The 26,944-nt window shown below is 67.3% G+C and carries 22 protein-coding genes; 17 read left to right on the top strand and 5 right to left on the bottom strand.

The genetic code is table 11. The features are described 5' to 3' along the window. Nucleotides 1–4: 4 nt before the first annotated feature. Complete coding sequence (locus AOP75_RS01070; protein ID WP_062076540.1) at nucleotides 5–1,864, bottom strand: MFS transporter; 1,860 nt, start codon at nucleotides 1,862–1,864, stop codon at nucleotides 5–7. Nucleotides 1,865–2,376: 512 nt separating this feature from the next. Here AOP75_RS01070 and ileS point away from each other — a divergent pair. The 3 genes from ileS (at nucleotide 2,377) to AOP75_RS01055 (ending at nucleotide 8,135) form a co-directional block, all read left to right on the top strand. Beyond that, nucleotides 2,377–5,610: an isoleucine--tRNA ligase gene (ileS, locus tag AOP75_RS01065; RefSeq protein ID WP_062076539.1), complete on the top strand. Its 3,234-nt coding sequence runs from the start codon at nucleotides 2,377–2,379 to the stop codon at nucleotides 5,608–5,610. Between the two features lie 136 nt (nucleotides 5,611–5,746). Continuing rightward, complete coding sequence (locus tag AOP75_RS01060; RefSeq protein WP_062076538.1) at nucleotides 5,747–6,583, top strand: alpha/beta hydrolase family protein; 837 nt, start codon at nucleotides 5,747–5,749, stop codon at nucleotides 6,581–6,583. A gap of 100 nt (nucleotides 6,584–6,683) precedes the next feature. Beyond that, nucleotides 6,684–8,135, top strand: coding sequence for a bifunctional folylpolyglutamate synthase/dihydrofolate synthase (locus tag AOP75_RS01055; protein ID WP_152649899.1), 1,452 nt, complete (start codon nucleotides 6,684–6,686; stop codon nucleotides 8,133–8,135). A 65-nt stretch (nucleotides 8,136–8,200) separates the two neighbouring features. On the opposite strand, the gene AOP75_RS01050 is transcribed toward AOP75_RS01055, so the two are convergent. Together AOP75_RS01050 and AOP75_RS01045 are read right to left on the bottom strand one after the other, a co-directional pair. Then, nucleotides 8,201–8,944: an aminoglycoside phosphotransferase family protein gene (locus AOP75_RS01050; protein WP_062076537.1), complete on the bottom strand. Its 744-nt coding sequence runs from the start codon at nucleotides 8,942–8,944 to the stop codon at nucleotides 8,201–8,203. A 58-nt stretch (nucleotides 8,945–9,002) separates the two neighbouring features. After that, entirely contained in the window at nucleotides 9,003–9,683 is a 681-nt protein-coding gene (locus tag AOP75_RS01045) for a cyclase family protein (protein WP_062076536.1), read from the bottom strand. Between the two features lie 37 nt (nucleotides 9,684–9,720). Between AOP75_RS01045 and AOP75_RS01040 the strand changes: the two genes are divergently transcribed. From AOP75_RS01040 to AOP75_RS01030, 3 genes are read left to right on the top strand one after another with little or no spacing between them, the layout of a single operon-like run. Continuing rightward, nucleotides 9,721–11,127, top strand: coding sequence for a bifunctional folylpolyglutamate synthase/dihydrofolate synthase (locus tag AOP75_RS01040; RefSeq protein ID WP_062076535.1), 1,407 nt, complete (start codon nucleotides 9,721–9,723; stop codon nucleotides 11,125–11,127). Beyond that, nucleotides 11,124–11,561 carry a DUF4233 domain-containing protein gene (locus AOP75_RS01035; RefSeq protein WP_062076534.1) on the top strand — a complete coding sequence of 146 codons (438 nt, stop codon included), beginning with the start codon at nucleotides 11,124–11,126 and terminating at the stop codon, nucleotides 11,559–11,561. The genes AOP75_RS01040 and AOP75_RS01035 overlap by 4 nt, the downstream gene beginning before the upstream one ends. 26 nt (nucleotides 11,562–11,587) lie before the next feature. Next, a complete protein-coding gene (locus tag AOP75_RS01030; protein WP_062076533.1) occupies nucleotides 11,588–12,040 on the top strand; it encodes a hypothetical protein in 453 nt (150 codons plus the stop codon). Here the strand turns inward: AOP75_RS01030 and AOP75_RS01025 are convergent. Further along, nucleotides 12,037–12,537, bottom strand: a complete 501-nt coding sequence (locus AOP75_RS01025) for an adenine phosphoribosyltransferase (RefSeq protein WP_201774135.1) — start codon at nucleotides 12,535–12,537, stop codon at nucleotides 12,037–12,039. The two genes, AOP75_RS01030 and AOP75_RS01025, sit on opposite strands and share 4 nt — an antisense overlap. Nucleotides 12,538–12,638: 101 nt before the next feature. On the opposite strand from AOP75_RS01025, the gene ndk reads away from it, so the two are divergent. From ndk to smc, 3 genes are all read left to right on the top strand, one after another. Further along, the gene (ndk, locus tag AOP75_RS01020; protein ID WP_062076531.1) at nucleotides 12,639–13,088 is read left to right on the top strand and encodes a nucleoside-diphosphate kinase; all 450 of its coding nucleotides are present in this window, start codon (nucleotides 12,639–12,641) and stop codon (nucleotides 13,086–13,088) included. Next, on the top strand, nucleotides 13,085–13,690 hold the full coding sequence (locus AOP75_RS01015) for a TIGR00645 family protein (RefSeq protein ID WP_083966595.1): 606 nt from the start codon (nucleotides 13,085–13,087) through the stop codon (nucleotides 13,688–13,690). Before ndk ends, AOP75_RS01015 begins: the two co-directional genes overlap by 4 nt. 101 nt (nucleotides 13,691–13,791) lie before the next feature. Then, entirely contained in the window at nucleotides 13,792–17,343 is a 3,552-nt protein-coding gene (gene smc / locus AOP75_RS01010) for a chromosome segregation protein SMC (RefSeq protein WP_174435787.1), read from the top strand. A gap of 7 nt (nucleotides 17,344–17,350) precedes the next feature. Here smc and AOP75_RS01005 read toward each other — a convergent pair whose 3' ends face one another. Further along, a complete protein-coding gene (locus AOP75_RS01005; RefSeq protein WP_062076530.1) occupies nucleotides 17,351–18,604 on the bottom strand; it encodes a hypothetical protein in 1,254 nt (417 codons plus the stop codon). A 128-nt stretch (nucleotides 18,605–18,732) separates the two neighbouring features. Between AOP75_RS01005 and AOP75_RS01000 the strand changes: the two genes are divergently transcribed. From AOP75_RS01000 to ffh, 8 genes are all read left to right on the top strand, one after another. Beyond that, nucleotides 18,733–19,143: a hypothetical protein gene (locus AOP75_RS01000; RefSeq protein WP_062076529.1), complete on the top strand. Its 411-nt coding sequence runs from the start codon at nucleotides 18,733–18,735 to the stop codon at nucleotides 19,141–19,143. 84 nt (nucleotides 19,144–19,227) lie between these two features. Continuing rightward, complete coding sequence (ftsY, locus tag AOP75_RS00995; protein ID WP_062076528.1) at nucleotides 19,228–20,355, top strand: signal recognition particle-docking protein FtsY; 1,128 nt, start codon at nucleotides 19,228–19,230, stop codon at nucleotides 20,353–20,355. Then, a complete protein-coding gene (locus AOP75_RS00990; RefSeq protein WP_062076527.1) occupies nucleotides 20,352–20,732 on the top strand; it encodes a hypothetical protein in 381 nt (126 codons plus the stop codon). Before ftsY ends, AOP75_RS00990 begins: the two co-directional genes overlap by 4 nt. A 118-nt stretch (nucleotides 20,733–20,850) precedes the next feature. Then, entirely contained in the window at nucleotides 20,851–21,681 is an 831-nt protein-coding gene (locus tag AOP75_RS00985; RefSeq protein ID WP_083966807.1) for a DUF2510 domain-containing protein, read from the top strand. Nucleotides 21,682–21,896: 215 nt separating this feature from the next. Beyond that, nucleotides 21,897–23,135, top strand: coding sequence for an ammonium transporter (locus AOP75_RS00980; protein ID WP_062076525.1), 1,239 nt, complete (start codon nucleotides 21,897–21,899; stop codon nucleotides 23,133–23,135). A gap of 2 nt (nucleotides 23,136–23,137) precedes the next feature. Next, complete coding sequence (locus tag AOP75_RS00975; RefSeq protein WP_062076524.1) at nucleotides 23,138–23,476, top strand: P-II family nitrogen regulator; 339 nt, start codon at nucleotides 23,138–23,140, stop codon at nucleotides 23,474–23,476. Nucleotides 23,477–23,493: 17 nt separating this feature from the next. Further along, on the top strand, nucleotides 23,494–25,263 hold the full coding sequence (locus AOP75_RS00970) for a [protein-PII] uridylyltransferase family protein (protein ID WP_062076523.1): 1,770 nt from the start codon (nucleotides 23,494–23,496) through the stop codon (nucleotides 25,261–25,263). Nucleotides 25,264–25,349: 86 nt separating this feature from the next. Then, nucleotides 25,350–26,942 carry a signal recognition particle protein gene (gene ffh / locus AOP75_RS00965; RefSeq protein ID WP_062076522.1) on the top strand — a complete coding sequence of 531 codons (1,593 nt, stop codon included), beginning with the start codon at nucleotides 25,350–25,352 and terminating at the stop codon, nucleotides 26,940–26,942. Nucleotides 26,943–26,944: the final 2 nt, after the last annotated feature.

The following is a 26,944-nucleotide window of genomic DNA, read 5'->3' as shown; positions in this document are numbered from 1 at the left end:
ATCCCTAGCGCATAGGTGTGGCGGAGGTGAACTCTGGGCGTTCGCTGCGATTGGCCATGCGCTCACTCTTAGCGTTCGGTGCGGCCCGGCGGCGTGGGCGGCCGGCGGCCCTGCGCTCGCGGGCGAGGTCGCGTTGGCGGCGTGCCCACGCGGAGCGCCGCGCCTGCATCTGCACCATCGAGGTCTGTGCCGCCCGCACGCTGCGAGGCACGTTGAGCTTCTTGCGCGTGCGCTTGGACACCGTGACGGTGACGGCAAGCGCGACCACGTACATGGCGAGGGAGACGTAGGGGAGCACGGTGGTGTCCCACACGCTGACCACCCCGGCGCCTACCAGTGGACCCGCCGCTGCGCCGGCGTTGGCGGTTGTGGTGTACATCCCGCCACCCATTTCTGTGCGCCACGGTGTGTGACGCATCGCCCAATTAAGGAGGGCGGCCACGAGGACGGCCCAGCCGGCCGCCTGCATGGCCTGGAAGGCGATGGCGGACCAGGCCTGACCCAGCGCCAACATGCACCACGCGCCCGCGACCATTGCGGCGCCCACGGCTACCGTGCGGACGGCGTGGCGGATCAGGAACTTGCCAACGAGCATGGTGGCGGCGACCGCGAGCAGGCCGCCGAGAGCGAAGAGCAGCGGCAGCATGTCCGCTGACAGGCCCGAGACCTCGGTGAAGAACGGGACAATGTAGGTCCAAGTGGTCGACATTCCCATGGCGACTAGGAACGCGACCGTGAGGACTCGGAAGAACGCGCTGCGCGAGGGCAAGTCACCCACAGTGTGGGAGGTGCCCGACGTCGTGGCGGATGACGGCAACACGAATGCGAGTGCCACCGCCAGGATGATTCCCAGCGCTGCGAGCGCGATGTAGGGCGCCTGCCAACCCAGATGCGAACCTGCCAGCGTCACCAGGGGCGTGCCGAGCACGCCGGCGGCCGCAGACCCGAGCATGATCCCGGTGACGGTCTTGGGGCGCAGGTGCGGGGCAAAGAGGCTTGCGGCTGTAGGAGCCACGATCGCCCAAAAGAGCGCGTGTGCCAGCCCCGAGGTCACGCGGCCGGCCGCGAGTTGGCCAAGCGACGTGGAAGACGCGGCGATCACCAGGCCCACGCTCCACACCGCCATGGCGATGGTCAGCGAGACGCGCCGGCTCCATCGCTTGGTGACCAGGGTGAGGGGAATGGCCGTGAGCACCACCGTGAGAGCGAACGCAGTCGCCAGGATGCCGATCGTGGCGACCGGGATGCCCAGCCCCGCGGCGATGTCAGCGCTGAGCGCGACCACTGACGCTTCATTCACGCCCGTCGCAAAAGCGGCCGTCGCGAGAGCGAACAAGCCCAGCTTTGCGCGCTTGGCAGACACCAGCAGCGACGCCTCGGAGCGGTAGCCAGGTTCCGGCTCGTCCAGGACCACGGCGGCGGAGCCACCGACGACCGGGAGAGACAGCGTGGTCGGTTCCGCCTCGAGCGGATCGTGGTGAGCCGTGTGTTCATCGCTCAGCGGGTCCGCGTCGTGAATCGCGGGCAGTTCGCGGGTGGACTCGACGGCGCTCTCGGCACTGTCGCCGGGGTCTTCGGTGTCCGCGCTCACCGTTGGCGCCCAGGCTGGCCCCGCGGCTCCCGCGGCGGGCGCCGTGCCTTCGCTGGCATCGTCGTCGGCGCTCGCGAGGCCGTCCTCAGCCGCGAGGTGCTCCTCAGCCTCGATGCGCTCGACAATCTCCATGGTGCGAGTCGCGTCGGCAGCAAGGTAAGGCTGGCTGTCCGGGTAGGGCTCGTCGGTGAAGGACTCTTCCTCAAACGAGGAGTCTGTAGCTCGCTCTTCCCCCAGGTACGCCTGCATATCGAGCTCACGCGTGCGCGGCATGGTGCTCAATGCAGAAACTCCTTCAGGTGGGGGGCGTGTGTGGGGGCGGCATCGCAGGCGCAAGGACGCGACCGGGGACACCTGCTCCGACAACGGTGCGCACGGCCGCGATGTTCCAGGAAATCATGCGCTGTGGCGCGATGCACATCGCGTGCCTGCGTGCCGCCCCCATGAGCGTCTGACAGCGGCCTCGCGTCGCTGCCTGGGGCCGCTTGCCGGCGAGATCATGCGAGCGGATACACTAGTGCCATCAGCGACGACCCGGCCATCACCGGAGAGCTTGCGGAAGAACGGCTTCGCGCCATGCGCGGGACTCAGTAGAACCGCACGGGCAGCCCGTCACAGCGTCCGTCCTCGTGGCAGCGAGGGCATGAGCGGTCGCGATCCGCCTGCAACGGCAGGGGAGCGTGGCAAGCGAGGTGGTACCGCGTCGCGGGCGTGCAGCAGCACGGCAACGGCGTCCTCGTACGGAACTGTGAGAGACAACTCCCGTAAGGACCACTGACGCCGCTATGAGTGCCTACCCCCAGCATCGGCCCGATTCCTCTGTCCCCGCCTCGCCGCGCTTCCCTGCGATCGAGCGTGAGGTGCTCGAGTACTGGAAGGCAGACGGCACGTTCCAGGCGTCGATTGATCACCGCGGCGACGCGGAGGAGTTCGTGTTCTACGACGGACCGCCATTCGCGAACGGACTGCCGCACTACGGTCACCTGCTGACGGGCTACGCGAAGGACGTGGTGCCGCGCTTTGAGACCATGCGCGGCAAAAAGGTGGAGCGCCGCTTTGGCTGGGACACACACGGCCTGCCAGCGGAACTCGAGGCCGAGCGGATCCTTGGCATCACGGACAAGGCGCAGATCGAAGAAATGGGCATCGCCCAGTTCAACAAGGCCTGCAAGGACTCCGTGCTGCGCTACACCGATGAGTGGCAGGAGTACGTCACGCGACAGGCGCGCTGGGTGGACTTCGACAACGACTACAAGACGCTCGACCCCACGTTTATGGAGTCGGTGATCTGGGCGTTCAAGACGCTGTACGACAAGGGCCTGGCTTACGAAGGTCACCGAGTGTTGCCCTACTGCTGGCGTGATGAGACGCCCCTGTCCAACCACGAGCTGCGCATGGACGACGACGTCTACGCCAACCGTCAGGACCCGGCGCTCACCGTGGCCATGCCGCTCATGGCCGATGCCGTGGCGGAGTCGGCTCTCGAGGCTTCAGTGCGGGACGCACTGACCGGGGCAGAGGTGCTGATCTGGACGACCACGCCGTGGACGTTGCCTAGCAACCTCGCGGTCGCCGTCGGCCCTGAGATCGACTACGTCGTGGTCGCGCCCGGCGCTGAGTCCGCGTTTGCCGGCCGCAAGCTGATTCTTGGGGCTGCGCGTCTGGCCGCCTACTCCCGCGAGCTAGGCGAGGACGCCACGGTGCTGGCCACCGTCGCGGGTGCACACCTGGGTGGCCTCACCTATGAGCCCCCATTCGGCTACTTCACCGACCTCGCCAACGCGCACCAGGTGCTCGTCGCTGACTTTGTGTCCGTCGAGGACGGTACGGGAATTGTCCACATGGCGCCTGGGTTCGGTGAGGATGACGCCGCCGTCTGTGGTGAGGCCGGCATCGAAACCGTGGTGCCCGTGGACTCCAAGGGCCAGTTCACCAGTCAGGTCGCTGACTATGCGGGCCAGCAGGTGTTTGACGCGAACCCGCACATCATCAAGGACCTCAAGGAGCGCGGCGTGGTGCTGCGCCACGAGACCTATGACCACAGCTACCCCCACTGCTGGCGGTGCCGCAACCCCTTGATCTACCGCGCGATCTCCTCGTGGTTCATCAAGGTCACCGACTTCCGCGACCGGATGGTCGAGCTCAACGGCGACATCACGTGGGTGCCCGACCACATCAAGGAGGGCCAGTTCGGTAAGTGGCTCGAGGGCGCGCGCGACTGGTCGATCAGCCGTAACCGCTACTTCGGCACGCCCATCCCCGTGTGGGTCTCCGACAATCCCGAGTACCCCCGAGTGGATGTCTACGGCTCGTTTGCCGACCTGGAGCGCGACTTTGGGCGCTTGCCGGTGAACGAGGACGGCGAGCCCGACCTTCACCGCCCGTTCATCGACGACCTCACGCGCCCCAACCCCGACGACCCCACAGGAAAGTCGACGATGCGCCGCATCCCCGACGTGTTCGACGTGTGGTTCGACAGCGGCTCCATGCCGTTCGCGCAGGTGCACTACCCGTTCGAGAACGAGGAATGGTTCGACACCCATAACCCTGCGGACTTCATCGTCGAGTACATCGGCCAAACCCGCGGCTGGTTCTACGTGATGCACGTCCTCGCGACGGCGCTGTTTGACCGGCCCGCGTTCTCGACGGCGATCTCCCACGGCATTGTGCTGGGATCTGATGGGCGCAAGATGTCCAAGTCCTTGCGCAACTACCCGGACGTCAACGAGGTATTCGACCGCGACGGCTCTGACGCCATGCGCTGGTTCCTCATGTCCTCGCCCATTCTGCGCGGAGGCAACCTCGTCGTCACCGAGGAGGGCATCCGCGAGGGCGTGCGCGAAGTGATGCTGCCGCTGTGGAGCTCGTACTACTTCTTCACGTTGTACGCGGGGGCCGCGAATGGCGGCGATGGCTACCAGGCGAGCCCGGTCGCCGAGTCTGCGGTGGCTGACCTGCCCGTGATGGACCGGTACGTGCTCGCCAAGACGGCGGAGCTTGTGGACGCCATGACCGAACAATTGGTGGCGTACGACGTCCCCGGCGCGTCCGCGACCCTGCAGGGCTTCATGGACCTGCTGACGAACTGGTACGTGCGCACCCAGCGCGACCGCTTCTGGTCGGAGGATGCACAGGCATTCGACACGCTCTACACCGTCTTGACCACGGTGTCCCGCCTGGCCGCGCCCTTGCTGCCGCTCCTGGCGGAAGAGGTCTACCGCGGGTTGACGGGCGAGCGCTCGGTGCACCTGACGGACTACCCCGAGGTGCCCGGCGCCTGGCGCGATGACTCGCTTGGGGGCGTCATGGACAAGGTGCGCGAGGTGGTCTCGTCCGCCCACGCGCTGCGCAAGAGTGAGCACATTCGCGTGCGCCAGCCGCTCGCGTCGCTCAAGGTCGCCGTGGCAGAGCCCGCATCCTTGGAGCCTTACGCGGACCTCATTGCCTCCGAACTCAACGTCAAGGCTGTCGACCTGGTCTCGGTCGAGGAGTTCACGGCGGATCACCCGGTCGAGCAGCGCCTCAGCGTCAACGCGCGTGCGGCCGGGCCTCGCATCGGCAAGGACGTGCAGGCGGCGATCAAGGGCTCCAAGACGGGCGACTGGTCCGTCGACGGCGGCTCCGTCGTCTCCGGCGGTATTGCGCTGGTGGATGGTGAGTATGACCTCGCGACCGTGATCGGTACGGACGACGCATCCGAGGACGCAGCCTCCGTTCTCCCGACCGGCGGCTTTGTGCTCTTGGCGACCGCGTTGACCCCCGAACTGGAGGCCGAGGGCTACGCCCGCGACCTCATCCGAACCGTCCAGGACACCCGCAAGGCCCAGGACCTCAACGTGTCCGACCGCATTGTGCTGTCGCTGACCGTCCCCGCCGAGCGCGTGCACGCGGTCCAGGCCTGGGCCGCGTTGATTGCCTCGGAGACCCTCGCGCACGATCCCGCCACGGGCGAGCCTCGCGTCACGGTCCAGGCGGGCGACGCCGCGGCAGTGGAGGTCGCCCTCACCGTCGCCAACTAAGCACGTCACGCCTATCGCCAGCACTCCTGCGCCGCGACTAGGCGTGTGACGTCTACGACGGCCCGTTGAGGCCCCGGTGCCACCGCGCCGGGGCCTCAACCTACGCCCTCCAGCGCCCCTGTGGTTGGCTAGGCCCATGCGCACCGTTGCCTTGACCGACGAGACCCGGCGCTCGTGGGCCGACGCGTCCCAGCCCCGGCCCATTGCCCTCACCGTGTGGGAACCGGAGGGCGCAGGGCCTCATCCCTTGACACTGCTCTCGCACGGCACCGGCGGTCGTGCCTCCGACCTTGGCTGGCTCGCGGAGGCCCTTGTCGCCGCAGGGCACATCGTCATTGGCCCTGACCACCACGGCAACACGTCCACGCATGAGTACTTGCCCGAGGGCTTCGCGTTCATGTGGGAGCGGCCCCGTGACGTCTCGCGGGGGCTCGATTGGGCTCTCGACTCCCTCGCCGTCGACGCGGAGGCGGTGTACGCAGCGGGGTTTTCGCTCGGCGGCTATACCTGCGCGGCCCTCGCAGGAGGGCGCATCGACCCCCGCGTCCTTGGCGCGATCATGGCAAAGGAGTCTCCTATGCCGCCTTTGCCGGAGATGCCGGACCTCATCGACCGGCTCGCGCAGAAGTACCCCGCTCCGGTCCTGGCCGGGCTCCTCGCACACGCGGGCGACGACGTCGCGGACGAGCGCATCCATCGGGTTGTTATGCTCGCACCGAGCCTGGGGCAGCTCGTGAGTGGCGACTCCCTGAGCGCCGCCGCGACCCCAGCGCTGATCCTGTGGGGGGATGCCGATCAGGAGACCGCGCCTGAGGTGAACGCGAAGCACTATCTGGCTGCCATGCCTCACGCCGTGGGCCGCTCGATGGGCGCGGACGTCGAGCACTACTGGTGGTGGGCCGATCACCCGATGGGCACCGACCTGCGTGCGGAGGCTTCCGGGCTGATTCGCGGCTTCCTGAGCTCTCCCTAGCCCCGGCATCGGCCCTGGTAAAAACCCCAAAAACCGACGGCCGAAAAATAACTCCCAGAACTGTCATCGAGGGCGCGATTCGTGCCGCAGAATATCTGCTGTGAACCACGCCTTTGGCGCAGGGATCGACCCTGCCGCGGCGGAGCGCGCGATTGACTCCGACATCTTTTCCCGACAGCCAGACACGGACCACGACGCCAAAATGCGTCGCGTTGCCGATGCCCTCGATCGCCTGGGTAATCCCCAGCGAACCTTGCGAATTGTTCACGTCACCGGAACCAACGGTAAGACGTCGACGTCGCGCATGATCGAGTCGCTGCTGCGCGCCCACGGGCTGCGCACTGGCCTGTTCACGTCGCCGCACCTGACGACGTTCCGAGAGCGCATTCAGCTGGATGGCCAGCCTCTGCCGGCCGATGTGCTGGTGCCGCTGTGGGAGCGCGTCTCGCCGGTGATTGCCGCCGTGGACGCATCCTCGGTGCACGCGGGAGGGTCGCGCATGAGCTTCTTCGAGGTGCTCACGGTGCTCGGCTTTGCGGCGTACGCGCAGGCGGGTGTCGACGTCGCGGTGATCGAGGTGGGCATCGGTGGCGCGCGCGACGCCACCAACCTGGGTGACGGCGAGGTGGCTGTCCTCACGCCCATGGCCGAGGATCACTCCGACTACTTTGTGGGCGGTCTGCCGGGCGTGGCGTCGGAAAAGTCCGGCATCATCAAACCTGGCGCCACCGTCGTCAGCGCTGAGCAGCCGCATGTGGCCGCAGACATCATCCGTGGCGCGTCAGCCCTGGCAGACGCCCACATCCGGTGGGAGGGTGCGCACCACGAGGTGCTGTCTCGCCGGGCCGATGCCGCTGGGCAGTACGTCGAGCTGCGCACCATGGGCGGGGCGCAAAACGAGGTGCTGGTGCCGCTGCACGGAGACTTCCAGTCGCAAAACGCGCTCGTCGCGTTGGCCGCTGTTGAGGCGTTCTTGGAACGCTTCTGGGGTCGTGCGCCGGGCGAGGTCTTGGAGCCGGAGGCCGTGGCGCGCGGGTTCGCCGGTGCGACGTCTCCTGGCCGCCTCGAGGTCATCTCGGCAGCGCCGACAATCGTGGTCGATGCCGCGCACAACCCGCATGGCGTGCAGGCGCTGGCCGGCTCGCTCGCGGAGAGCTTTGGCTTTAGCGCCGTCGTGGGTGTGGTGGCCGTACTTGCGGACAAGGACGGCGAGGGCATTCTGCGCGGGTTGTCGCAGGTCGTGGACCGCGTGGTCGTGACGCAGACCACGTCTCCTCGCGCCACTCCGGTCGACGAGCTCGCACGGAGCGCGCGTGACGTATGGGGCGACGAGCGGGTGCTGGTCGCCCCCACGGTCGCGCAGGCACTCGAGATCGCCTCGGGACTGGCGGTCGCGCACGGGCCCGATGCCGGAGTGCTCGTTGCGGGCTCCATCACCTTGGTCGCGGCGGCCCGTCAGGTCGTGGCGCGCGAGCACGCCGCGCAGGTGCGGACGGTGCCGCCTAAGAGGGCCGATGCCGGTGAGACGTCCGCAGAAGTGGTGCCTGCGTAGGGGGTCTTGGGGCCCGGTCGGAGCGTGACGGTGGTCTGAGCGTGACGGTGAGCGGGGCCTGACGGCTAGCGAGGAGTGAGGCGGGAGGCGTCCCGCCGGTACATCTGCGCGTGTGCGTCGAGTTCCGCCGCTCCCGTCGCACGGGCGTGTTCGTGGGTCCAGTCGGCGAGCTCGAGAAGCCGCTCGCGCATGGTCGCCAACACGTCCGTCGCCGGGGGTGCGGCATCACGGCCGTAGGCATCGAGGAGATCGTCCAGCAGGACGTGCGGCGAGCGGTCGCCGGGTGCAGGGGAGTCCTCGCACCATCCACACAGCCGGTAGGCCAAGTACGCGAGGTCCCACACGCGGGGACCAGGAGAAGCCATGTCGACGTCGATGATGCCCACGAGCCGGTCACCGTCGTGAACCATGTTGTAGGGCGCGACGTCGTTAAGACAGATCACCTCGATGGGGTGGTGAGCCGGCATGCGCCAATGCGCGCCCTCGAGCGGAAAATCTGTGCTTGCGTCGTGCAGGTCGCGCAGCATGCGGCCGGCACGATGGCGTGTACCTGCCTCCCACACCCACGCAGGGATGGGCCAGCCGGCAGTTTCGCCTTCCATCCAGGACAGAATCTCGCGGTCGTCGGCGTCCATGCCGAGCGCGCGGGGCACAAAGGTGACACCACGGTTGTGCAGGTGATCCAGCAAACGGTGGACCGTGGGAGTCCAGGGCCCGGCGCTGCGCCTGACGGTGGCGCCCACCCGTTCGACCGCGTTGACGTTGCCGCCGCCAGTGGCTGCGTCGCGGGTGGTGCCATTGTTGTCCATGGCTGACAGTGTGCCGCGGCGCGCAGTGACCCGCGACTCTCGAGTGTGGTGGTCATCGTCACGAGTCGACCGGCGCGGTACCTGTTGTCCGCACCGACGCCACGGGCCGCACGGGTGAGGTCGCCAGCCCCGCGAAGTTCAGAGGGATCGCCGTCACGGTGAAGCCACGCGCCGGCAGCGCGTCCAACGATCCCAGGTGCTCCACGATCGGGATGCCCGCCTCGAGGAGCGCCGTGTGCACGGGTCGCTCACCGGTGCGGGTGCCGTCGACGTTGGGCCCGTCGATCCCCACCCACGCCGGTCCGGCCGCTGCCAACGCGGCGCCGGCATCGGCCCCAATAATGGGCGCATTCACGACGTACTCGGGTGAGCCGAAGCGCGCTGACGCTCCGGTGCGCACCAGGACGGCTACGCCGGCGAGGTCCAGCCCCGCGACTGCGTTAGCCCCAAGTGACCCGTGCGGCAGATCGATCACGAGCCCGGGCACATCGACGAGCCGGTCGAGGTCATAGGACGTGATGTCCGCGCCGCCGTCAAAGCGATGCGCAGGTGCGTCCATGTAGGTGCCCGTTCCGCCAATGATGTTCAGGTGCGAAAACGCAAACGACGTGCCGTCCGCGTAGAGCGCAGCGGTGTCCGCGTGAGTGCGCCAATGATCGATCGTTGCGGCGGGCTGGCCGGGCGTCGTGACGGTGCCGTGGGCGACCCGCTGAGACAGATCGATGTACGTGGTGGGCATGGCGCGAGTCTAGGTCCAGCATGGGACACTGGTGGGTATGCCTGAGTCTTCCGACCTCATGCTTGGCGGCCTGTCCCCGGACGAGGCCGAGCGCGAGATCTACCAGCACATCATCTCCCGCAACCCCGAGCACAACTTTGAACCGACCCTCGACCGCGTCCGCGACGTGTGCGCGTTGCTGGGCGACCCCCAGCACGCGTATAAGGTGATCCACCTCACCGGCACCAACGGCAAGACCTCGACCGCCCGCATGGCGGAGTCTCTGGTGCGCGAGCACGGGCTGCGCACTGGCCTGTTCACGTCGCCACACTTGAGCTCGGTGCGGGAACGTATCCAGATTGACGGCGAGCCCATCGCCCAAGAGGACTTCATCCGGCTGTGGACCGAGGTCGCGCCCATCATCCACCTCGTGGACGCCAAGTCCGTTGACAACGGCGGACCGCGCCTGAGTTTCTTCGAGGTGCTCGTCGTGCTCGCGTATGCGGCATTCGCCGACGCGCCCGTGGACGTGGCCGTGATTGAGGTGGGCATGGGCGGAGTGTGGGACGCGACCAACGTGGCCGACGGCGACGTGTCGGTGATCGCGCCCATCGCGATGGACCACGCCGAGTGGCTAGGCGACACGCTCGTCGACATCGCTCACGAGAAGTCAGGAATCGTCAAACCCGGCGCGGCCACGGTCATTGCCGAGCAGTCGGACTCCGTGCTCGAGGTGCTCTACGGCGCGGTCGCGGAGCGCGAGGCACGCGCCAGATGGGAAGGGACGGACCTCGAAGTCGTAGACCGTCAGCCCGGCGTCGGCGGCCAGTTGGTCACGTTGCGCACCACCGCAGCCACCTACGCGGACATCTTTGTGCCGTTGTATGGCGCTTACCAGGCAAGCAATGCCCTGTTGGCGCTCGCCGCGGTCGAGGCGCTGCTGGCCGACGGCGGTGAGCCGACGGCCCTGGCGGGGGAGACCGTGGAGGCGGGCTTTGGCGCCGTCACCTCACCCGGCCGCCTCGAGGCGGTGCGGACCTCGCCCATGATTTTGGTCGACGCGGCCCACAACCCTGCGGGTGTTGACGCGCTTGTGGGGGCGCTCGAAGAGTCGTTCACGTTCGAGTCCCTGGTCGGCGTGGTCGGCATTTTGAAGGACAAGGACGCAGAGGGCATCCTGGCCGGCCTCGAACCTGCGCTTGACCACGTCGTCATCACGGCATCGGCATCACCGCGCGCCATCCCAGCCGATGAACTGGAAGCGATCGCGGTACCGATCTTTGGCGCCGACCGTGTGAGTGTCGCGCGCGACCTCCCCGATGCGCTCGATCAGGCTGTACAGATCACCGAGCGGGTGCACGACATGGGTGCCGGCGTGCTTGCCGTCGGCTCCGTCACGCTGATCTCCGAGGTCCGCATCCTGATGCGGGCGGACGAGCGGAAGGGAATGGGCCAAGCGCGATGACGGACGCCCAGAACCCGGCCCCCCAGCCTCCTGCGAAGAAGCAACGCTCCGCATTGCTGATCTTTTGCCAGGCCACGCTGCTCCTCGAGGCCTTCTGCGCCTTGTTTGCGACCTTGCTGCTGTGGGGCCTCGCGCGCGGGGGCATGATCGATATCCCTCTTCCATGGCTGCTTGGGGGCGGCCTGGTGGTGGTGGTGCTCATGGCATGGGCCTCGGGACAGCAGGCAAAGTCGTGGGGCCGGCCGCTGGGCTGGGCCATGCAGCTGCCACTGCTGCTTGGCGGCTTCCTCGACACAGCCATCACCATCATCGGCGTCGTCTTTTTGATCGTGTGGATCATGGGGGTGCGGCTGGGCACGCGCATCGACCGCGAGCGAGCTGAGCGAGACGAAGCCGCAGCAGCGGCCACGCCTGCTGGGGGAGATGCGCAGTGAGTTCCTCGCGGCCTCTCCTGAAGCGAATGTCGCTCGCCTTCGCAGGCGGCACCGTCGGCATCGCGATGGTGTTTTGGGGCCTGGAACGTGCGGCGCTTGTCCGGATGGCTCAGGTGCGCGGCGAGTCCAACGGCAATCTGCCGTTCAGCGTGTACCTCACGTTGTTTGTGGGGCTATGCGTGACGTTCTTCCTGGTCGCGCATGCCTTGCGCGTATGGGGTGCGCACCTCCAAGAGCACCCGCAGACCAAGCAAATGCGCGTATGGGTCGCGATCCTCATCATGGTGATTGCCGGTGCGGTGCTGATAACAGCGCTCGCCATTCATGCCGCGTGGATGCGTGAGCAGGTCCCGGTGCCGACCGAGCCAGATCTTGGGTTTGTACTGTTCGAGACGCTGTGCGTGACGATCGTGCTGATCCCGCTGGTGTTGATCGGCGTGCGTTGGGCGCCCGGGTACAAGGCCGTGAGGCGCGCCTAAGCCTCGACGACTGCGTGAACGGGGTAGTCGGCCAACTTGGCGCGGCCCTGGAGCGCCGGCAGTTCCATGAGGAACGCAAACTGAACGCTCGTGGCACCTGCGCGGGCAAGCATGTCTGCGACGGCGACGGCCGTGCCGCCGGTCGCAAGGACGTCATCGATCACGAGCACGCGCTTGCCTTCCACGCCAACTGGGTCCAACACCAGCTCGGACGCGCCGTACTCGATCGTGGCGTCCGCCTCGAGCAGTTCGCCGGGCATCTTGCCCTTCTTACGCACCATGGCCATGCCGACCTCGAGCGACTGAGCGACGACCGGCGCGAAGATGAATCCGCGCGCGTCAACGCCGACCACGACGTCCACGGGCTCGCTTGGCGTCAACTGCTCGCATGCGTCCCGGAACCGCGCGGGGTCAGCGAGGATGGGGGAAATGTCATAGAACAGGACCCCAGGCACGGGAAAGTCGGGGAAAGTCGCGAAGTCGTCAAGAGTGATCACGTTCACCATGGTCCCACGCGCCGCCGCGCGCCCACACGCCTGCCGCCACCGCGGCGACACCGATCACCGATCCGCTGCTCACGCCCGGTATTGTCATCGCCATGACTGCCCCCGAAGAAGCGCACACGTCCACCGAACGCACGCTCATCCTCGTCAAGCCAGACGGTGTGAAGCGAGGCCTGTCCGGCGAGATTCTTCGCCGTATCGAGGCCAAGGGCTACACCCTCGCTGCGGTTGAACTCCGCACCGCCACCTCCGACCTCCTCGCGCAGCACTACGAGGAGCACGTGGGCAAGCCTTTCTACGAGCCCCTCGTGGAGTTCATGCTGTCCGGACCCACGCTGGCCATCGTTGCCGAAGGGGACCGCGTGATCGAGGGCTTCCGCTCGCTCGCCGGCACCACGGACCCCACGAGCGCCGCGCCCGGCACCATTCGCGGTGACCTGGGACGCCAGTGGCCCACCAAGGTGCTCCAGAACCTGGTCCATGGATCCGACTCCACCGAGTCCGCCTCGCGCGAGATTTCCATCTGGTTCCCAGGCCTGTCGTGAGCCGCTTCGAAGACGGGCTTGAGCGCAGTATCTTCGCCAGCCGGTGGCTTCTTGCGCCCATGTACGTGGGGCTCCTCGCGGGCCTCGTGCTCGTCACTCTCAAGTTCTTCGCGGCGTTGTGGAAGATGATGTCGAGCTTCACCTTCGCCAAGAGCGCGGAGGAGGTCACGGTCGAGATCCTCACCCTGATCGACATCGCGCTGCTGGGAAACCTGATCTTGATCGTGATCTTCGCGGGCTACGAGAACTTCGTGTCCAAGATCAAGGTCGCGGAGGACTCGGAGGACCGCCCATCGTGGATGGGCACCGTCGACTTCTCCGGGCTCAAGATGAAGCTCATCGGCTCGCTGGTCGCCATCTCCGTGATCCTCCTGCTCAAGGACTTCGTGGATGCAGGCAGCAAGCCCCTTGACTACGAGGCCGTCGCGTGGCGCATTGGCCTCCACTTCACCTTTGTGCTGTCGGGTGTGCTCTTCGCGGTGATGGATTACTGGGGAGCCAAGCGGCAAGCCCTCCTCACTGAGACCAAGCTCAAGGCGCTGGGGCTCAATCCGGAGACGGTCACGGAAGAGGCGGCGGTCTCCGCCGCTGACTCTCGGTAGCGGTCATGGCCGGGGTGCGTAGGTGCAGTGAGCAGGGCCGATGCCGGGGTGATGCGGGTTGCCTCGCTCACATTGGGCACGTCACCCCCTAGGCTGAGCGCGTGCACCTCAAGACCTTGACGCTACGGGGCTTCAAGTCCTTCGCGTCCGCGACGACCCTCGAGTTCGAGCCGGGCGTGACGTGTGTGGTGGGGCCGAACGGTTCGGGCAAGTCCAACGTGGTGGACGCGCTCGCGTGGGTGATGGGCGAGCAGGGAGCCAAGACTCTGCGCGGCGGCAAGATGGACGACGTCATCTTTGCCGGTACCTCAGGGCGCGCGCCGCTGGGCCGCGCTGAGGTGTCGCTGACGATTGACAATTCCGATGGCGCCCTGCCGATCGAGTACACCGAGGTCACGATCTCGCGCACCCTCTTCCGTTCGGGCGGCTCGGAATACGCGATCAATGGCTCGAACTGCCGGCTGATGGACATCCAGGACCTCCTGAGCGACTCGGGCCTGGGACGCGAAATGCACGTGATTGTGGGGCAGGGGCAACTCGATGCCGTGCTGCGCGCGACTCCCGAGGAGCGCCGCCACTTCATTGAGGAGGCAGCTGGCATCCTGAAGCACCGCCGCCGCAAGGACAAGGCGCTGCGCAAACTCGACGGCATGCAGGCCAACCTCACGCGCGTGCAGGATCTGACTGCGGAAATCCGTCGCCAGTTGGGCCCGCTGGGCAAGCAGGCGGAGGTCGCCCGCCGCGCCCAACACATTCAGATTGATGTGCGCGACGCGCGCGCCCGCCTGCTAGCGGATGACTTGGCCCAGATGCAGGCCACGATGGAGTCGGGTAAGGCCGACGAGTCCGCACTCTTGGAGCGCCGCGCGCTGGTGGAGAAGGACCTGGGCGAGGCCCGCGACCGTCTGGCCGCGCTTGAGCGCTCGGCCGCCGAGGCCACGCCGGCGCTGACAGCCGCAAACGATATCTATTACCGGCTCAGCGCGATCCGCGAGCGACTGCGCAACCTTGAGTCGCTCGCGCAGGAGCGCCTGCGCATGCTTGGCACCGCAACGGACGCCGCGCCGCCCACGGATTTGGTCGACCTAGATGAACAGCTTGAGCGTGCACGCGCGGCGAAGGACGAGCTCGACGCTGAGGTCGCCCAGGCGGCTACGGCGCTCGAACAGGCCGAGCGAGACCGCCAGGAGGCAGAGAAGCTTGCGGAGGGTTCAGAGAAGCACCTCGCAAACCTGATGCGGTCGGTCGCGGACCGCCGTGAGGGAGTCGCACGCTTGGCCGGCGATGTGTCCGCACGCCGCAGCCGCGTGGAAGCCGCAGAGCAGGAGATCGGGCGCCTGCGCGAGGCCAGGGACGACGCCGACAAGCGCGCCCACGATGCCACGACGGAGTTCAAGGCGCTCGAAACCACCGTGGCCTCCGTAGAAGGCGACGACGAGGACCTCGACGCGCTCCACGAGCACGCCACCGAGGCGTGGGATGACGCGAAGGCGCGGCGCGATGACCTCAAGGATGCGCTCCACACGGTGATGCGCGAGCGGGACACGTGGGCGGCGAAGGCAGAGGCTCTCGAGTTGTCCCTGGCGCGCAAGGACGGCGCAGGCGAACTGTTGGCCTCAGGATCAAAGTCGGTGCGCGGCACCGTTGCCGCGCTCATCGAGGTAGGGGCGGACGCCGAGGACGCGATCGCCGCGGCGCTGGGGTCGCTTGCCGACGCACTCGCGGTCGACACTGTCGAGGACGCCGTGGACGCGATCAGGTGGCTCCGCGACGAGGACGCCGGCCGCGCGCGTTTCTTGGTGGCGGACCCCTCCGCGACCGTGACGCAGCCCGCAGTGAGCCTGCCGGCCGGCGCGCACTGGGCCTCCGACCTGGTGTCGGGCGCTGGCGGAATTGCGGAGACCGTGCGGGCGTTGGTGGCTGGCGTGGCCGTCGTTGACGACCTCGCCGCAGCGCGCTCACTGGTCGCTGCGCTGCCTGAGGTCACCGCCGTCACGCGGCGTGGGGATGTGCTGGGATCCAGGTCCGCCTCGGGCGGAGCAGGCGACGCTCCCAGCGTGCTGCAGATGCAGGCCGCCCTCGACGAGGCCCGGACCAAGCGCGACGCCGCGGCCACGGAGGCCGACCGCGTCACCCAGGAACTTCACGACGCTGAGCAAGCTGCCGCTGACGCCAGGAGCCACCAGGAACACACGCTCGCCCGCTTGAATGAGTCGGACGCCAAGATGGCGGCGGTCGCCGAGCAACTGGGCCACCTCGGCGCCTCCGCCCGCGCCGCGAAGGCGGATTCCGAGCGCCTCGTTGGTCAAATCGAGGCCGCACAACAGCGCATGGCCGACCAGGCCGAAGAACTGAAGAACCTGACCGAGCGCCTTGCTGCTGCGCAGGCTGAGCCCGAGCAGACTGAAGCCGACACCCGCGAGGCGCAACAGCAACGCGATGACGACGAAGCATCGGCCCGAGCCTCGCGTGCCAAGGAGACAGAAGCGCGACTCGCGCTACGTACCGCTGAGGAGCGAGCCCGCGCATCGGCCGCCCGGGCCGAGTCGCTCGAGCGAGCCGTGATCGCGGAGCGCGACGCCAGAGTGCGCGCCCAGGAAGCGGCCAAGCGCAGGGAGCGCCAGGCGGTGGCGGCGCGTGAGGTGATCGCGGGATGTGCCGATGCTCTCACAGCAATCGATCACTCGGTGGCTCAGGCCGACGACGAGCGCGCCGCTGCTGAGGCCGCGCGATCCGAGCGTTCGGGGCAGTTGGGTGACGTGAGGGCCCTGGTCGAACAGCTCGCGGACGAGCACCGCAGGCTGACCGACGACGCGCACCGTGACGAGGTCATGCGTGCACAGTTGCGGGTACGGTTCGAGCAACTCGAGCAGCGCGCCGTTGACGACCTCAGCATGGATCCCGGACAGCTCGTCGAGGAGTACGGCCCCCACCTCCCGGTGCCGGTGCTCGACGGCGAGCCAGATGAGGATGGCAACGCGCCCACCGAGCCCTATGTGCGCGAGCGTCAAGAGAAGCGGCTGCGCTCGGCCGAGCGGGCCATGAGCCAACTCGGCAAGGTCAATCCGCTGGCACTGGAGGAGTTCGCGGCACTGGAGGAGCGCCACACGTTCCTGCAGGACCAGCTTGCCGACATCAAGAAGTCACGCGAAGACCTCCTCGAGATCGTGCGCGAAATCGATGAACGCGTCGAGCGCATCTTTGTTGAGGCCTACGAGGACACGGCCCGTCAGTTCGACAGGATCTTCCCCCGCCTGTTCCCCGGTGGCGAAGGCAAGCTCGTCTTGACGGACCCCGCCCACATGCTCACCACCGGAATCGAGGTCGAGGCGCGGCCGGCAGGCAAGAAGGTCAAGAGGCTGTCCCTCCTGTCAGGTGGCGAGCGGTCGTTGACTGCCGTGGCGATGCTGGTGTCCATCTTCAAGGCCAGGCCTAGCCCGTTTTACGTGATGGACGAGGTCGAGGCCGCCCTCGACGACGTGAACCTTGGCCGCCTGTTGGAGATTTTCACCGAGTTGCAGGAGGACAGCCAGCTCATCGTGATCACGCACCAAAAGCGCACCATGGAGATTGCTGACGCCTTGTACGGCGTCACGATGCGTGGCGACGGCGTCACGACGGTGATCTCGCAGCGGCTCAGCGAAGAGGCGTAGCGGTCACCTAGCGTGCGGCCGTGGGCACCACCCGGAGGTCGTAGTCGGCGCCGGGCTCGCCGAGGAAGTCCGTCACCGCGATGACCCACGTGCCCGCCTCGATGACCTGATCGAGCAGCGGGTCGGTGTCGCCCAGGCTCGTGGCATCCGGATTGCCGTCAGCCCATGCCGCACGGAAGGGCTCGCCCTCGGCACCAAAGCCCAGCACCTCGACCACAAGGTCCTGCGTACCAAGCGTGGCCGCCTGAATTGTCAGCCGTTCCGCCTCGTCCACCGTGAGGCAGGCGTACTGATCCTCGACGGTCAGTGCGTCACCGACGCCCATCGCAGGCGCGGTCTCGCACACGCTGGGGTCGAGCAGTGCCTGAGCCGCGGACGGTTCGCCCGTCCGCACTAGGGTCCCGGTGTTGTCCGCGTAGACCTCGGCGCCGACGAAGGGCGCCTCATCCCAGGCGCTCACCGACACGATGTACGTGCCCGCGGCAAGGTCGTGACTGATGTCGGGATCACTGCCGAAGGTGTCGTCGACGGACGCCACCACGCCGTGGTCCTCGTCGGAGCCGTACACGACCATGCGCAGGTCCGCCGTGGAGTCGGCGTCTGACGTCACACCGACTCTCCAGAAGCCGTCCTCGGTCGCTTCGATGCACGCGTAGGGCGCGTCACTGGTGACCTGTGCGGGCGAGTCAGCCGCGGCGATTGGCACCGTGGCACCGCACGCGGACGCATCCGGAAGGTCCGCATCGATGCTGGCGTCCGGACTTGCCGTTGGCGACGGCGTGGGGGAGGCCGATGCCGTAGTCGCCGCATCCGTAGCGGTCACCAGTAGGTAAGGGGGAGGGGTGGCGCCCGACTCGCCGACGGGCGACACGAGGATCTCGTACACGCCGGGCTCAAGCTCCGCCGTTACGTCGGGATCCTCCTGCGCAGTAGCGTCCGTCGAGTCGATGATGTCCCCGCTGGCAGTTGCTAAAGCGACAGAGATGAGCGGCTCCGGCACCAGCGCGGCCGCCCCGACGGTGACCGTGGCGCGCTCAGTGATCTCGAAGCACACCGGGCCTTCCGGCTCAGAGATCTGAGTATCGAGACGGATATACTCGACCGAGTCGGCGTTGCAGCCGACGCCCGCCGCACTGGAGGGGGACGGTTCGGAATCCACCGGGTCGTCGCCCCAGGCGAGCACCGCGATGACCGCTCCCGCGGCCACTACGGCCACGGCGATGGCGATCCATACCCAGCGAGTGCGCACAGCGTTCGTCATGGGTGGAGGCTATCGGTTGGAGAGTCGTCGCAGTGTCACCTTGCGGCGCGGGCCACCTCCTTGTTACCAAGGGGGTGCCGGCCAGCGTGCCGTGTCCCTTTTGTCCCTATTCTCCGGAGGTCTCACCGATGTTGAACTCGCTCGGATCCGCGCTTGTCGTGCTGTTCGTGCTGGCGGCCATCGTCGTCATCGTTGCCGGCCTGTCGGAGGGACGCCTGCGTCACGTGTTGCGCGTGGCACTGGGGATTGACCGGCGGCGTGGGGTGGAGCACGTGTATGACGAGATTCCCCGTGAGGCCTCCGACTGGACCCTGCTCGGCGGTATTAACTCCGAACCCGACGAGGTGTCCGGGTCTGAGCGAGCCAAGGAGTGGGCTCGCGGGAGATATGCGCAGGCCAAAGATCTGGGAACTCACGCCAAGGATCTCACCGTCGGAGCAGTCGAAGCCGGTCGCGAACGCCTGGCGACCACCTCGGAGGCCCACCCTGAGACCGGTGAGTTGCCCACCACGGGTGAGCTCGCCATCGGCCGGCGCTAAATCTTCCGACTGCCGCGGCGAGTGCGCGGCGCACGCCGGACGGCGGTGACCCGCGAGCGCGCGGCGACCTGAGAGACTGAAGCCATGGACGTGACCTGGATTCCTGGCGACGCCGACCTCATCGTCGTCGCAGTCGTGGCAGTGGCCGCCCTGGGCGGCATCGTCGGCTACCTGAAGCGTGGCTCGAGCAAGGGTGGCGCGCCCGGCCCGCAGCGCGACTCGGACACCGCTCCCGCGCCGGCCTCTCCTCAGGCGCCCGCGCCGGCCACGGCGCCTGTTCAATCGAGCGTTGACGCGCCGGAGTCCCCTGACAGCCGTCTGGGGCGCTTGCGCACCCGATTGTCGGGCGGCCTCGGCGCCAGCCTGTTGTCGATCTTCTCCCGGGGCTCGCTTACGCAGGACGACTGGGACGAACTCGAGGAGACCCTCCTCATGGCGGACGTGGGCGCGGCCGCGACCGACGACATCCTCTCGGCGCTCAAGGAGCGTCTCAGGGCTGATCCCGAGGCAGATCCGAAGGCGACACTCAGGTCCGTCCTTCTCGAGATCGTCGACCCCACTCTTGACCGCGATCTCAAACTGGCGGCGCCGGGTAGCGGCGCGCATGAGGCAATCATCGTCGTTGGCGTCAACGGCGTAGGCAAAACCACCTCCGCTGGCAAGATCGCGCGCGTCTTGGTGGCCGAGGGCCGCAGTGTGGTCCTCGGTGCTGCGGACACTTTCCGCGCCGCCGCGGCTGACCAGCTTGAAACCTGGGGCGCCCGAGTAGGGGTGCCCGTGGTGCGCTCGGACCGTGACGGTGCAGACCCCGCGTCGGTCGCCTTCGAAGCCGCGTCCAAGGCGGCGCAGGACTCCACGGACGTGGTGCTCATCGATACCGCTGGCCGCCTTCAGAACAAGGCCGGACTTATGGATCAGTTGGGCAAAATCATCCGCGTGTCGTCCAAGGCCGCTCACCCCGTCGAGGTGCTGCTCGTGTTGGACGCCACGACCGGACAGAACGGCATGACGCAGGCGAAGGTGTTTGCCGAGGCTGCCCCCGTAACCGGAATTGTGCTGACCAAGATGGATGGCACAGCCAAGGGCGGCATTGTCGTCGCGGTCCAGCGCGAGTTGGGCGTGCCCGTCAAGCTCATTGGCTTGGGCGAGGGGGCCGACGACCTCGCGCCGTTCGATGCCGCGCAGTTCGTGGATGGACTGCTGGGCCAGTGACACAGCCCCCTGAAGCACAGGCGCATGCTCTCGCGGGTGCGCGGGCTGAGGCCGCGCTCACCCGCTACTGGGCGGCATGGGACCTGGCGAACTTTGATGCCTACGTGGCCTCGTCTACTCCGGCCATGCGGGAATCGCTCGGCGTGACCGATGGCGACAGCTTCGCCGCCGCCGCGGCGGACTACGCCGAGTCTGTGGCAGACATGCGGCGCGCGGTCATCGAGATCGCCCTGTCTGGCGACGATCTGACTGAGGCGATCGTGTTGTCGGAGGAGTCCGCGCGCGACGGCTCAGAGTACGTGACGGAGCACCTGCGCCACCGCCTGGTCCTTGTAGACGACACGTGGTTGGTCGATGAGGAGTCGGTGATCGACTAGGGGGCGCCGCCTTCTGCTCCGGTCGCGCGTGAGCCGCTATGCTGACCGCGCAACGGCCGGGTCCGCGCGCGCAATGTCCGCAGCGGGCTAGGTGAACATCGACGAGGGGGGACTTCGCATGAGTGCGACGCCTGCAGGGTGGTATGACGACGGATCCGGGTCGGGACGTCTGCGGTATTGGGACGGAGCCGCGTGGACACAGCACTTCCACGACCCACAGCAGCCGCCCGCCGCGCAGCCGCCCGCCGCGCAGCAGGACGCCGCGCCACATGCTGACGCTCAGCACGACGCCGCGGAGCACACTGACGCCAACGTCGCCGACCAGCACGCACACGTGTCGCCCGCGGACCCGTTCGAGCGGCCCGAACAGACCGACCCCTACACTCAGCCGGCAGTGGCGACGGACTCCGCACACGCAGATCCGTACGCGCAGCAGCAGACGCAGTGGGCGGGCAACGGCTCCACCATTGACCCCTCGGGTCAGATTCAGACAAAGAAGGGTGTCGCCCCGTGGGTGTGGGGCGTCATTGCCGCGGGTGTGGTCGTCGTGGTGGGCGCTATCGCCATCATCGTGGTGTTGCTCGCGGGAGGCGGCAGCTCACAGGACGCCGCAGTCGAAGCGACCGTCCAGGAGTTTTACGAGGCAGCAGTCGTGTGGGACTGCGAAGGCATGGAACCGAATCTCACGCAGGCAGCGAAGGACGACTGGTTCGGGGGCATGACGTGCCAAGAGTTGTCTGACCTCGCCGGCGAGCTTCTCAGCGAGGAGGACCTGGCGGCGCAGGCCGAGGATGCACACCTGACGTACACCGCGCTCACGGTGAGCGAGGCCACGGCGACGGTGGAAATCTCCGGCGAACTCGACGGCGTGACGAACGCGGTTGAGATCAATCTCGTCAAGGAAGGCGACACCTGGCTCATCGACACGGGAGCGAGCGAACTCCTGTAACGACTCCCGCACGACCAAGGCCCCGGGCACCGCTGCCCGGGGCCTTCGTCGTCTCAGGGTGTCCGTTTCCTCCCTGTTCTTTGTTGTCGCAACAGACCTTTTACGTGAGAGAGGGTCTTGTAACAGTCGCGAAACACCGTGGTCGCGCAGGGGCAACAGCAGTGGGGAAGTGTGACACGTGACTCGCCGAGGGGCGGGAACAAAGGAGAAGCAGAATGGACAGCGGCAACATTGCCTGGCTCCTGACCTCTGCGTCGCTCGTGCTCTTGATGACGCCCGCTCTGGCGTTGTTCTACGGAGGCATGTCGCGAGGCAAGTCAGTACTGAACATGATGATGATGAGCTTTGGCGCCATGGGCGTCGGAGTCCTGGCGTGGATCACCTTCGGATACTCAATCTCCGCCGGTGACACCATGAATGACATCATCGGAGACCCGTTTTACGACTTCGGCCTTGCCGACACGATGGCCAGTGGCGACGCGATGGGGATCATCTCCGCCGGCTTTGGCGCCACCTTCGCGATCATCACGGTCGCCCTCATCTCCGGTTCTGTGGCGGACCGCATGAAGTTCAGCGCCTGGCTGCTCTTCGCTTTCCTGTGGGTCATCTTCGTTTACTCCCCGGTCTCGCACTGGGTGTGGGGCGACGGCTTCGCTGCACTCCTGGGCCCAGACGGCCCGCTGTTCGAATCGCTGCCTGGCCCGTATGACTTCGCCGGCGGTACCGTCGTGCACATCAATGCTGGTGTCGCCGGCCTGGTGCTCGCACTGCTGCTGGGTGTCCGCAAGGGCTTCGGCAAGGAGCCCATGCGCCCCCACAACCTGCCGTTCGTGATGCTCGGCGCCGCGCTGCTGTGGTTCGGTTGGTTCGGCTTCAACGCTGGTTCCGCTTTCGCCGCAGACGGCTTCGCTGCCACGGCCTGGGTCAACACCACCATCGCCGCTGGCATTGGTATCTTGGGCTGGCTCGTCGTCGAGAAGATCCGCGACGGCAAGGCCACCTCGCTTGGTGCCGCCTCTGGTGTGGTCGCCGGTCTGGTCGCCATCACCCCTGCGTGCGCTTCGGTTGACGCCTTCGGCGCTGCGATCATCGGTCTGCTCGCCGGTGTCCTGTCAGCCCTTGCTGTGGGCCTGAAGTACAAGTTCGGTTACGACGACTCGCTCGACGTGGTGGGTGTCCACCTGGTCTCCGGCCTGTGGGGAACGCTCGCGATCGGCCTGATCGCCAACGGCACCATCAACGGCGACGCAGGTCTGTTCTACGGTGGCGGCATCTCGTTGCTCGGAGTCCAGGCAGCCGCGGCCGCAGTCACGATCGTTTACTCGGCCATTGCTACGCTGATCATTGGATTGGCCCTCAAGTACACCATCGGCCTGCGCGTCAGCGAAGAGGTCGAGATCACTGGTATTGACCTCGCCGAACACGGTGAGACGGCCTACGAGGAGGCGAAGTAGCCATGAAGTTGGTCACTGCGATCATTCAGCCCCACCGCACGGACGAGGTCCGCGCAGCACTCGAGGCAGCAGGCGTCAAGGGCGTCACGGTCTCGGAGGCAGCCGGCTACGGCCGCCAGAAGGGCCACACCGAGGTGTACCGCGGTGCCGAGTACACGGTGGACCTGGTCCCCAAGGCCCGTATGGAGGTCCTGGTCGACGACGCGGACGCCGCCACCGTCACCGAGGCCATCGTCTCCGCCGCGCAGACCGGCAAGATCGGCGATGGCAAGGTGTGGACCGTCACCGTTGACGACGTGGCTCGAGTTCGCACCGGCGAGCACGGCCCCGACGCTCTCTAAGGGAGTCACACACATCAATGGAGAACACCCCCAGCACTGCTGAGGGCTCCGACGCTGAGGTCCCGCACCCCCACGGGGTGCGGGACCTCAAGCGCGTCAGGGCCGCCTTGGCGCAGCAACTGTTTGACGACGCGGTTCCAGGCCCCGAGCGCCGCAAGGCATTGACCTCCCTGGTGAAGGCGCGCCTGGTGGAGCATTGGGAGGGGGCCGATGCCCCGTCTGAGGGAGCCGCACTCGCTGCGGTGGGCTCGCTGGGCCGCGGAGATTCGGGGCCCGCCTCCGACCTGGACCTGGTCTTGCTGCATGACGGCAAGACGCATAGCAAGGATGACCTCGCGGCTCTCGCGCAACGCCTGTGGTACCCGATTTGGGACGCGGGCCTCGAACTCGATCACTCCACGCGATCCATCACTGAGTGCCGGCAGGTCGCGTCGAAGGACCTTGCGGCGGCCGCAGGACTGCTGGACGTGCAGCCCATCGCGGGTGACGAAGCGCTGGTGACGCAGGCCCGGTCGGCGATCTACCAAGACTGGCGATCGGCCGCCCGCAAACGCCTTCCCGAGCTGCTCGCGAACTCTCGTGCGCGCGCCGAGCGCCACGGAGAGCTCGCGTATCTCATCGAGCCCCACCTCAAGGAGGCCCGCGGGGGCTTACGTGACTACGCGAGCCTGTCCGCGCTCTCGGCGACCTGGCTGACGGACCGCCCGCACGGCGCCGTGGATGACGCCGCCGAACATCTGCGTGACGTGCGCGACGCGATTCACCTCGTGTCGGGACGCCCCGTCAACATCCTCGGCCGCCATCTTGCGGACGAGGTCGCGAGCCTGATGGGCATCGCCGATCCGGATGACTTGCTCGCGTCGCTTGCCCAGGCTGGCCGCACTGTCGCCTACGCCGTGGACACGACCGAGCGCGGCGCGCGCCGCTCGCTCGAACGCTCCGGGATCGGCTCGCGGGCATGGAAGGCGCGCCGCTTGGGCGCCGCTCCGCGCCACGTCCACGTCGCTCAGGGGCTCATCGACGTGGACGGCGAACTCGCGCTCGCGAGTGACGCCCAGGCATCGGCCGACCCCCTGTTGCCTTTGCGTGCGGCCGCCACGGCTGCCTCGACCGGCCTGGTCTTCACCCCCGGCCTCCTCGAGGCGCTGAACCAAGCGCCGGACCTGCCTGAGCCGTGGCCCACGCAGGCGCGCGACCACCTGCGCGAACTGCTCCGGGGCTCGGCCCACCTAGCGGCGGTGTGGGAAGCGATTGACCTCCAGGGGCTCGCGGTGCGTTGGGTTCCCGAATGGGAGGGCGTCCGCAACCGGCCGCAACGTAGCCCTGTGCACGTCTACACCGTGGACCGGCACATGATCGAGGCGACCGTGCTCGCCGGACGCATGCGGCGCCAGGTCCCGACGCCGGACTTATTGCTGCTGACCGCGTGGCTTCACGACATCGGCAAACGCCCGGGTGCGACCGACCACTCCGCTGACGGGGCCGCGCTCATCCCCACCATCGCGGCGCGCCTAGGCCTGAGTGACGGCACCACGGCAGACGTCACGCTGCTGGTGCGCGAGCACCTCACTCTCGCCGAGTTCGCGACCAAGCGTGACCCTGCCGACCCCGTCACGGCATCGGCCCTCATGGAACGGCTGAACGGACGCGTCGACCTTCTCGACACCCTCCGAGCCCTTACCGAGGCGGACGCGAAGGCCGCCGGGCCCAAAGCGTGGACCACGTGGCGCACCACCCTGATTGATCAGCTCACCGATGCCGCGCGACGGCACGCCCAGGCACAGTAGTGGGGCCACCACAGCATGGCCCACGCAGGTCACTCACAAGCAGCGCCGGTAGGCTAGGTCCCTACGCGCTGTGAAGGGACTGTTACGTGTTCGCAAATCTCTCTGACCGTCTGACATCGACATTCCGCAACCTGCGGGGCAAGGGCCGCCTGTCGGAGGCGGACATCGATGGCACCATTCGGGAGATCCGTCGCGCCCTGTTGGACGCCGACGTTGCCGTGCCCGTGGTGCGGACGTTCACCAGCAACATCCGCGAGCGCGCGCTCGGCAGCGAGGTTTCGGGCGCTCTGAACCCCGGCGAGCAGGTCGTCAAGATCGTCAACGAGGAGCTCATCGCGATCCTGGGTGGCCAGGCGCGGCCGTTGACCTTCGCCAAGACCGGCCCCACGGTCATCATGCTGGCAGGTCTGCAGGGCGCGGGTAAGACCACCCTCGCGGGCAAGCTCGCGCACTACCTCAAGGGGCAGGGACAGACGCCGCTCCTTGTCGCTGCCGACCTCCAGCGCCCCAACGCGGTCAACCAGCTCCAGGTCGTCGGCGAGCGCGCGGGTGTCCCCGTGTTCGCTCCGGAGCCGGGCATCACCCGCGAGGGTGAGCGCGTCAAGGGCAACCCCGTCAAGGTCGCCAAGAAGGCGATGAAGGAAGCCCAGACCAAGCAGCACTCCGTCGTCATCGTCGACACCGCCGGCCGCTTGGGTGTGGACGCGGAACTGATGAAGCAGGCCGCAGACATCCGCAAGGCGATTGAGCCCGACGAGGTCCTGTTCGTCATCGACGCGATGATCGGTCAGGACGCCGTTGCCACAGCGACAGCCTTCGACGAGGGCGTGTCACTGACCGGTGTGGTCCTCACCAAACTCGACGGCGACACCCGTGGCGGTGCGGCACTGTCGGTCCGTGAGGTCACCGGCAAGCCCATCCTGTTCGCGTCGACCGGCGAGAAGCTGGACGAGTTCGAGGTCTTCCACCCCGACCGCATGGCCAGCCGCATCCTCGATATGGGTGACATCCTCACCCTCATCGAGCAGGCGGAGAAGGCGTTCGATCAGGACGAAGCTCAGCGGATGGCCGACAAGGTCACCAAGGGCGAAGACTTCACGTTTACCGACTTCCTGTCGCAAATGCAGCAGCTCAAGAACATGGGCTCCATGAAGAAGATGCTGACCATGCTTCCCGGCATGGGCCAGCTGCGCGACCAGATCGAGAACTTCGACGAGCGCGAGTTGGTGCGCACCGAGGCGATCGTTCAGTCGATGACGCCGCTGGAGCGCGACAACCCCAAGGTGCTCAACGGTTCGCGCCGCTCACGCATCGCGGCGGGCGCTGGCACGACCGTGACCGAGGTCAACTCACTGGTGAAGCGCTTTGAGCAGGCGCAGCAGATGATGCGTGCCATGGCCTCCGGTGGCGGTATGCCGCAACTTCCTGGTCAGGGCGGCGGCGCCCCGGGCGCGTGGGGCGGCATGCCTGGCGGGAAAAAGTCCAAGGGCAAGCAAGCGCCGCAGAAGAAGGTCAAGGGTAAGTCTGGCAACCCCGCCAAGCGGGCGCAGCAGGAGGCCGCCGCACGCAACAAGGCCGCCGGTCAGGCGCCAGCGGGCAGCGCCTTTGGGCTCAATCAGCCCAAGGACTTTGACCCCAAGGATCTGGACGCGGACCTCAGCAAGTACCTAGGGCGGTAACC

It is taken from the genome of Demequina globuliformis (assembly GCF_000975155.1).
In the GTDB taxonomy this organism is placed as follows: Bacteria; Actinomycetota; Actinomycetes; order Actinomycetales; family Demequinaceae; genus Demequina; species Demequina globuliformis.
The sequence above is the reverse complement of the archived record's forward strand: the minus strand, read 5'-3'. Positions and strand labels throughout refer to the sequence as shown.